Origin of the sequence: Streptomyces sp. NPDC007157 (assembly GCF_040634235.1) — a bacterium.
In the GTDB taxonomy this organism is placed as follows: Bacteria; Actinomycetota; Actinomycetes; order Streptomycetales; family Streptomycetaceae; genus Streptomyces.
The window spans coordinates 190,998-198,435 of the sequence record NZ_JBEYFE010000019.1 but is presented as its reverse complement, the minus strand read 5'-3'; the positions used below and the strand labels follow the sequence as shown (position 1 = coordinate 198,435).

At 72.2% G+C, this 7,438-nt stretch carries 7 protein-coding genes; 5 read left to right on the top strand and 2 right to left on the bottom strand.

Features of this window, described 5'->3' with window-relative positions; all coding sequences use genetic code 11:
- The first annotated feature begins 552 nt into the window (after window positions 1-552).
- Window positions 553-1,512: a tetratricopeptide repeat protein gene (locus tag ABZ642_RS30930; protein WP_360489789.1), complete on the top strand. Its 960-nt coding sequence runs from the start codon at window positions 553-555 to the stop codon at window positions 1,510-1,512.
- A 65-nt stretch (window positions 1,513-1,577) separates the two neighbouring features.
- Here the strand turns inward: ABZ642_RS30930 and ABZ642_RS30925 are convergent, their stop codons facing one another.
- Window positions 1,578-2,861, bottom strand: a complete 1,284-nt coding sequence (locus ABZ642_RS30925; protein WP_360489769.1) for a DUF1015 domain-containing protein — start codon at window positions 2,859-2,861, stop codon at window positions 1,578-1,580.
- 85 nt (window positions 2,862-2,946) lie between these two features.
- Between ABZ642_RS30925 and ABZ642_RS30920 the strand changes: the two genes are divergently transcribed.
- The 4 genes from ABZ642_RS30920 to ABZ642_RS30905 all read left to right on the top strand — a co-directional run bounded on the left by ABZ642_RS30920 (window position 2,947) and on the right by ABZ642_RS30905 (window position 7,076).
- Complete coding sequence (locus ABZ642_RS30920; RefSeq protein ID WP_360489767.1) at window positions 2,947-3,975, top strand: HAD-IIA family hydrolase; 1,029 nt, start codon at window positions 2,947-2,949, stop codon at window positions 3,973-3,975.
- Window positions 3,976-4,036: 61 nt separating this feature from the next.
- Window positions 4,037-5,080 (top strand): iron chelate uptake ABC transporter family permease subunit, encoded by a 1,044-nt coding sequence (locus tag ABZ642_RS30915; protein ID WP_360489765.1) that lies wholly within the window; start codon window positions 4,037-4,039, stop codon window positions 5,078-5,080.
- Between the two features lie 86 nt (window positions 5,081-5,166).
- Window positions 5,167-6,204 carry an iron chelate uptake ABC transporter family permease subunit gene (locus ABZ642_RS30910; protein WP_360489787.1) on the top strand — a complete coding sequence of 346 codons (1,038 nt, stop codon included), beginning with the start codon at window positions 5,167-5,169 and terminating at the stop codon, window positions 6,202-6,204.
- Window positions 6,201-7,076: an ABC transporter ATP-binding protein gene (locus tag ABZ642_RS30905; protein WP_360489763.1), complete on the top strand. Its 876-nt coding sequence runs from the start codon at window positions 6,201-6,203 to the stop codon at window positions 7,074-7,076. The genes ABZ642_RS30910 and ABZ642_RS30905 overlap by 4 nt, the downstream gene beginning before the upstream one ends.
- On the opposite strand, the gene ABZ642_RS30900 is transcribed toward ABZ642_RS30905, so the two are convergent.
- Window positions 7,060-7,407: a sterol-binding protein gene (locus ABZ642_RS30900; protein WP_351699480.1), complete on the bottom strand. Its 348-nt coding sequence runs from the start codon at window positions 7,405-7,407 to the stop codon at window positions 7,060-7,062. The two genes, ABZ642_RS30905 and ABZ642_RS30900, sit on opposite strands and share 17 nt — an antisense overlap.
- Between the last annotated feature and the right edge of the window lie 31 nt (window positions 7,408-7,438).

Sequence of the window (7,438 nt, the reverse complement as noted above, 5' to 3'; positions counted from 1 at the left end):
GACCGGGGTGGCTTCCGTCGGGACGACCGCGGTGACCGTCCGACGTTCCAGCGGGACGACCGTGGTGACCGGGGTGGCTTCCGTCGGGACGACCGCGGTGACCGTCCGACGTTCCAGCGGGACGACCGTGGTGACCGGGGTGGCTTCCGTCGGGACGACCGTGGTGACCGTCCGACGTTCCGTCGTGATGACCGCGACGACCGCGGTGGGCGGAGTGACTTCCGTCGGGACGACAACCGGAGCGGTGGCGGCTACCGGGGCCGGGACGACCGTCGCGACGACCGGCGCGACGACAACCGTGGTGGCTTCCGTGGTCCCCGTAGCGACGACCGAGAGCGTGGCCCCCGGCGTGACGACCGCCGCGATGACCGCCGAGACGACCGGGGCGGCTTCCGTCGGGACGACAACCGTGGCGGCGGCGGTTACCGCGGCCGCGACGACCGACGTGACGACCGCCGTGGCGACGACCGGCGTGGCGACGACCGCCGTGGCGGTGGTTACGGACGCCGTGACGAGCGGGAGCGCGACCGCGACCGGGAGCCGATCAAGCGGCTGCCGATCCCGGAGGACGTCACCGGTGACGAGATCGACAAGGACGTACGGCAGGAGCTGCAGAGCCTGCCCAAGACGCTCGCGGAGGACGTCGCCAAGAACCTGGTGATGGTCGCGCGGCTCATCGACGAGGACCCCGAGGGCGCGTACGGCTACTCCAGGGTGGCGCTGCGCCTCGCGTCCCGTGTCGCCGCCGTGCGTGAGGCCGCCGGGTTCGCCGCGTACGCGAACCAGAAGTACAGCGAGGCGCTCGCCGAGTTCCGGGCCGCGCGGCGGATGACCGGCAGCGTGGACCTGTGGCCGGTCATGGCCGACTGCGAGCGCGGGCTCGGGCGGCCGGAGAAGGCGCTGGACATGGCCGGCGCCGCCGAGGTGCACAAGCTCGACAAGGCCGGCCAGGTCGAGATGCGGCTCGTCGCCGCTGGCGCCCGGCGTGACATGGGGCAGCTGGACGCGGCCATCGTGACGCTGCAGAGCCCCGAGCTGGCGTCCAACTCCGTACAGCCGTGGACCGCGCGGCTGCGCTACGCCTACGCCGACGCGCTGCTCGAGGCCGGCCGTGTGGACGAGGCGCGGGAGTGGTTCGCCAAGGCCGTCGAAGCAGACCGGGACGGCAGCACGGATGCCTCCGACCGGCTGGCCGAGATGGACGGGGTCGAGTTCGTCGACGCCCTGAACGACGAGGACGCGGAGACGGACGAGGACGCGGACGCGGACCAGGGTCCGGACGAGGACGCGGACGAGTCCGAGGAGACCCTCGTCGAGGCCGCGACCGAGCCCGAGGCGGAGTCTGACGTCGAGGCGGAGCCTGAGGCCGTGACCGAGACCAAGGCGGAGCCTGAGGCCGTGACCGAGCCCAAGGCGGAGCCTGAGGCCGAGGTGGAGTCCGAGCCCGTGACCGCCACCGAGCCCGAGGTGGAGTCCGAGCCTGCCTCTGAGTCCGAGGCCGACAAGGGCTGATCACCGCGTTCGACAGAGGGCAGGCTCCGACCGGGGCCTGCCCTCTGTCGTTGTCGTCGTCGCTCTCAGATGTCGAGCGCCCGCAGCACCAGCCCCGACGCCGGCTTCGGGCCGAAGGACGTCGACTTGCGGGGCATCGTCACGCCCTGGCGGGCCAGGTCGCGGACGACCTCCTCGCGGACCGGGTGCAGGAGGACGGCCGTACTGCCGGCGCGTTCGGCCTTGGCGACGGTCGCCGCCGTGTCGTGGATGTACGCGATGTGCGCGTTCGAGTCCTCGGGGATGCGCCAGACGTGGTCGAGGAGCGTGGCGTGCAGGACGGTGGCGTCGAGCGTGCGCCACGCGGCCGGGCGGTCGGCGGGGATCGTGCGGGCCAGGAGATCCGGGTCCGGGCGGTCGATGAGGTGGAAGGCGCCGTCGCCGGCCAGCAGGAACGCGTTGCCGGCGCAGGCCGCGTCCGCGAGCGCCTCCTGGGCCTGCGGCAGCGGGACGTCGAGCCGCCGTACCCGGAAATGGTCCTGCACGGCCGCCAGGGCGTCCGCCACCGGCAGGCCGTGCAGCAGGCGGTGGATGGCGCGGACGCGCAGCGGGTAGCGAGCGGTGTCGACCAGGAGGACCAGGCCGTAGTCCCAGGGGCTGGGGGAGGCGTGCTCCGCGCGTAGACGTAGGTAAGTGGCCCAGCGGTGATGGCCGTCGGCGATCAGGGCCTGGTGGTGGGACAGGTCGGACTGGACACGTGCCACCTCGGCGGGGTCGGTGATCGACCAGAGGCGGTGGTGGAAGCCGTCCTCCGTGGTGGTGGCCAGGAGCGGGGGGCGGCCGGCCGCCGCTTCGACGACCTCGGCGGCCGCGCCGTTGCCCCGGTAGGTCAGGAGAAGGGGCTCGAGGTTCGCGGAGGTCGCGCGCATCAGGGCCGCGCGGTCGGCGACCACCGGGGGCATGACCTCCTCGTGCGGCAGCACCACGCCCTCCGACGGATCCGAGACCCGCAGGGCGCCGATGACCCCGCGCTGGAGCATGCCGTTGCCGTCGTGCTGCTCGTAGACGTACAGGCCGGGTTCGGGGTCCGTGGTGAGGACGCCCTCGGCCTGCCAGCGGTGCAGGGTGTCGGCCGCCTGTTCGGTGCCGGCGCTGGGGGTGCCGGCCTGGGGGAGGATCAGGCGGACGATGTTGTACGGGTCGGCGGACTGGAGGTGGTGTACGCCGTCGGGGCGTACGACGACGTCGTACGGCGGGGAAGTGACGGCGGCGAGGCTGCCGACCCGGTCGGGGTCGTAGCGAAGGCCTCGGAACGGGTTGAGTTCCAGGCCTCGGCGCTCCGTTGCTTCCGAGTGACCTGCAGTGTTCATCCCGGCATCGTACGTGTGTCAGTGGCGTGCGGGATGATCGATGGGGAAAGGCGGGACAACGAAGAGTGACGAGGAGCGATGGGGAATGAGCCAGGGTGTCAGGACGGGTCCCGAGGGCAGCGGACAGGCTCTGAGCACGGCGTATGACACTGCGCTGCTCGATCTGGACGGCGTGGTGTACGCGGGCGGCAGCGCGATCGCGCACGCGGTGGAGTCGCTGGCGGCGGCCCGCGCGGGCGGGATGCATCTGGCGTACGTCACCAACAACGCGCTGCGGACGCCGGACACGGTCGCGGGACACCTCACCGAGCTGGGGATCCCGACCGGCGCCGATGACGTCATCACCTCGGCGCAGGCGGTCGCGCGACTGATCAGCGAGCAGGTGCCGGCGGGGGCGCGGGTGCTGGTGATCGGCGGGGAGGGGCTGCGGGTCGCCCTGCGGGAGCGGGGACTTGAGCCGGTGGAGTCGGCGGACGACGATCCGGCGGCGGTGGTGCAGGGGTTCGGCGGTCCTGATCTGCCGTGGGGGCGGTTCGCCGAGGCGTCGTACGCCGTCGCGCGCGGGGTGCCGTGGTTCGCGTCCAACACCGATCTGACGATTCCCAGCGGGCGCGGGATCGCCCCGGGCAACGGCGCGGCCGTGGAGGTTGTCCGGATCGCGACGGGTGCCGAGCCGCAGGTGGCCGGCAAGCCGCTGCCGCCGATGCACCGGGAGACGGTCCTGCGGACGGGTGCGAAGCGGCCGTTGGTGGTCGGAGACCGGCTGGACACCGACATCGAGGGCGCGTTCAACGGCGGGGTCGACTCGCTGCTGGTCCTGACCGGCGTCACCGACGGGCGGCAGCTGCTCGCCGCGCCGCCGCAGCACCGGCCGACCTACGTCGACGCCGATCTGCGGGGGCTGCTCACCGGACAGCCGGAGGTCACGGCGGACGGCGACGGCTTCCGGTGCGGTGGCTGGACGGCCACGGCGGGGGCGAACGGGCTGGAGCTGGAGGGGGACGGCGAGGCCCTCGACGGGCTGCGGGCGCTGTGCGCTGCGGCCTGGACGGCGGCCGGGGAGGGCTCCTGCGAGCTGGACGGAGGCAAGGCGCTGGCCCGGCTCGGGCTCTGAGTCACGCTGCTCACGGGACCGGGCATCGAAAGGAAAGGGGAGGGTAGGCTAACCTAACCGGGTGTTGGTCGACAGTCCTCCCGAACAGCGCGCGGAGACCGCCCCCGCGCCCCCAACCCGCCGGGCGATACGAACCCTTGGGCTCCTCGGCTCCGTCGCGGTCCTGGTGCTCGTCGCCCTGGCGAGCATCGCGATCGGTGCGAAAGAGCTGCCGCTGGACCAGGTCTGGCACGGCCTGTTCCACAACACGGGGACGTACGGCGACGTGGTCGTCGACGAGCGGCTGTCCCGGACCGTGCTCGGTCTGCTGGCCGGTGCCGCCCTCGGCCTGTCCGGGGCGGTGCTCCAGGCACTCACCCGCAACCCGCTCGCCGACCCCGGACTGCTCGGCATCAACGCGGGCGCGTCGGCCGCGGTCGTCACCGCCATCACCTACTTCGGCGTCACCACCCTCGACGGCTATGTGTGGTTCGCCTTCTTCGGGGCGGCCGCGGTGGGCGCCCTGGTGTGGTTCCTGGGCGGCAGCCGGGGCGCCACCCCGGTCCGGCTGGCACTGGCCGGCACGGCGATCAGCGCCGCGCTCTACGGCTACCTCCAGGCCGTGATGATCACGGACGGCGCGGCGCTCAACAAGTGGCGGTTCTGGACGGTCGGTTCACTGGCCTCCGCGAACGACTCGACGATCATGCAGGTACTGCCGTTCCTCGTGGTCGGCACCCTGCTCGCGCTCGGCCTCGCCCGGCCGCTGAACGCGGTGGCGATGGGCGACGACACCGCCCGTGCCCTCGGCGCGAACCTGGCCCGCACGCGCGGCCTGGCCATGCTCGCCGCCGTCGTACTGTGCGGTGCGGCCACCGCGGCCTGCGGACCGATCGCCTTCGTCGGCCTGATGGTGCCGCACGTCGTGCGCTCCTTCACCGGCCCCGACCTGCGCTGGATCCTGCCGTACGCGACGATCCTGTCGCCCGTGCTGCTGCTCGGCGCCGATGTCGTCGGCCGGATCGTCGCCCGCCCCTCGGAGCTCCAGGTCGGCATCGTCACCGCGATCATCGGCGGGCCGGTCTTCATTCTTCTCGTACGACGGCGGAGGACGGCCCAGCTGTGAGGAACGCTGCTGCGAAGACCAATGCTGTGAAGAACACCGCTGCGAAGACCACCGTTGTGAAGAACACCGCTGTGAAGACCGCCGCTTTGAAGAACACGCGTACCCTGCGCACCCCCGGCGGGCTCTCCCTGCGGACGGACCTGCGCGCTCTGGTCGTCGTGGCCGCGTTGCTGCTGACCGCGTGTGCCGCGAGTGTTGTGCTGATCGGCACCGGCGACTTCCCGATCTCCTTCGGCGACGTGGTGAAGACGCTGGCCGGCAACGGCACCGCGGGCCAGGACTTCATCGTCAACGAACTGCGGCTGCCGCGCGTTCTGGTCGGTCTGCTGGTCGGCGCCTCGCTCGGCCTCGGCGGCGCGCTGTTCCAGTCGATCTCCCGCAACCCGCTCGGCAGTCCGGACGTCCTCGGCCTCTCTCAGGGGGCGACGTCCGGCGCGCTCGTCGTCATCGTGCTGACGTCCGGGGGCGCCGCCCAGGTCACGGTCGGCGCGCTGGTCGGCGGTCTGCTGACCGGCCTCGCCATCTACCTGCTCGCCTGGAAGCAGGGCGTGCACGGCTACCGGCTGGTCCTGGTCGGTATCGGCGTCTCCGCGGTCGTCACCGCGGTCAACGGATATCTGCTCACCAAGGCCGACTTCGTCGACGCGACCCGTGCGGTCGTCTGGATGACCGGTTCCCTCAACGGCCGGGACTGGACCCAGGTCTGGCCGCTGCTCGCGCTGTGCGCCGTCCTCGTCCCGACGGCCCTCGCCAACGCGCGCGGCCTGCGGATGATGGAGATGGGCGACGACGTGTCCAACGCCCTCGGCGTGCGCGTGGAGCGGGTACGGCTGCTGCTGATGGTGTCGGCCGTGCTGCTGACCGCGGCCGCCACCGCCGCCGCGGGCCCGGTCAGCTTCGTGGCGCTCACCGCCCCGCAGCTCGCCCGCCGTCTCACCCGCTCGCCCGGCCCCAACCTGCTGCCCTCGCTCTGCATGGGCGCCACCCTGCTGGTCACCGCCGACTGGGCGTCCCAGCGCGCCTTCGGCGCCGACCAGCTGCCCGTGGGCGTGGTCACCGGAGTCCTCGGCGGTGTCTACCTGCTGTGGCTCCTCGTCACCGAACGCAGGGCGGGCCGGATATGAGCACGCAGGGCGGCCCGGACAAGAGCACGAACCCCGAGTCGGAGAGCAAGAACAAGAAGAGGAACACTGTGAACCGCCTGTCCGCCGAGAACGTCACCCTCGCCTACGACCAGCGCGTCATCGCCGAGCAGCTGTCGGTGGAGATCCCCGACAACTCCTTCACGGTGATCGTCGGCCCCAACGCCTGCGGCAAGTCGACGCTCCTGCGCGCGCTGTCCCGGATGCTCAAGCCCAGCCAGGGCCGGGTGCTGCTCGACGGGCAGGTCATCCAGTCGATGCCGGCGAAGAAGGTCGCCCGCACCCTCGGCCTGCTGCCCCAGTCGTCCATCGCGCCCGACGGCATCACCGTCGGCGACCTGGTCGGCCGCGGCCGCTACCCGCACCAGGGACTGCTGCGCCAGTGGTCCGCCGAGGACGAGCGGGTCGTCCAGGAGTCGATGACGCAGACGGGCGTCGCCGAACTCGCCGACCGGTACGTCGACGAGCTGTCCGGCGGTCAGCGGCAGCGCGTGTGGATCGCCATGGCGCTCGCCCAGCAGACCCCGCTGCTGCTCCTCGACGAGCCGACCACCTACCTGGACATCCAGCACCAGATCGACGTCCTCGACCTCTGCGCCGAACTGCACGAGGAGCAGGGCCGGACGCTGGTCGCCGTGCTGCACGACCTCAACCACGCGGCCCGGTACGCCACCCATCTCATCGCCCTGCGCGACGGCGCGGTGATCGCCGAGGGCGCCCCGAACGACATCGTCACCGCGGAGCTGGTCGAGGAGGTCTTCGGGCTGCGCTGTCAGATCATCGACGACCCGGAGACGGGCACCCCGCTGGTGGTGCCGGCCGCCCGGAAGGCACGGCTCACAGCAACTTCCTGAGCCGGAACAGGTCCAGCAGGTTCGCGTCCAGTTTCACCCGGCCCGAGCCCCAGGCCCCGGCGAAGTTCAGCTCGCCGTCGACCAGGGCCACCAGGTCGTCGCCGGCCATGGCCAGCCCGATCTGCGCCTTCTCCCGCGGCGGCCCGGGAAACGTCTCCTCCACCTCGATCCGGCCACCGGTGAGCCGGCCCGCGAAGGTGACGTCCAGGTCGGTGATGTGGCAGCTGACGGTGCGGTCCATGGCGGCGGCCGCGCGGACATCGCCCTCGGCGCCGCCCATGGTGTGGGAGAGCTTGTCGAGTGCGGCGCGGCACTCCTCGATCGTGGCCATCGCGATCGACGGTACCCCAGCGGTTCGGGGT

Coding starts and splice junctions, on each gene's coding strand:
- ABZ642_RS30905 (WP_360489763.1), top strand. CDS start 6,201: ATGAGCACGCAGGGCGGCCCGGACAAGAGCACGAACCCCGAGTCGGAG.
- ABZ642_RS30925 (WP_360489769.1), bottom strand. CDS start 2,861: ATGAACACTGCAGGTCACTCGGAAGCAACGGAGCGCCGAGGCCTGGAA.
- ABZ642_RS30920 (WP_360489767.1), top strand. CDS start 2,947: ATGAGCCAGGGTGTCAGGACGGGTCCCGAGGGCAGCGGACAGGCTCTG.
- ABZ642_RS30900 (WP_351699480.1), bottom strand. CDS start 7,407: ATGGCCACGATCGAGGAGTGCCGCGCCGCACTCGACAAGCTCTCCCAC.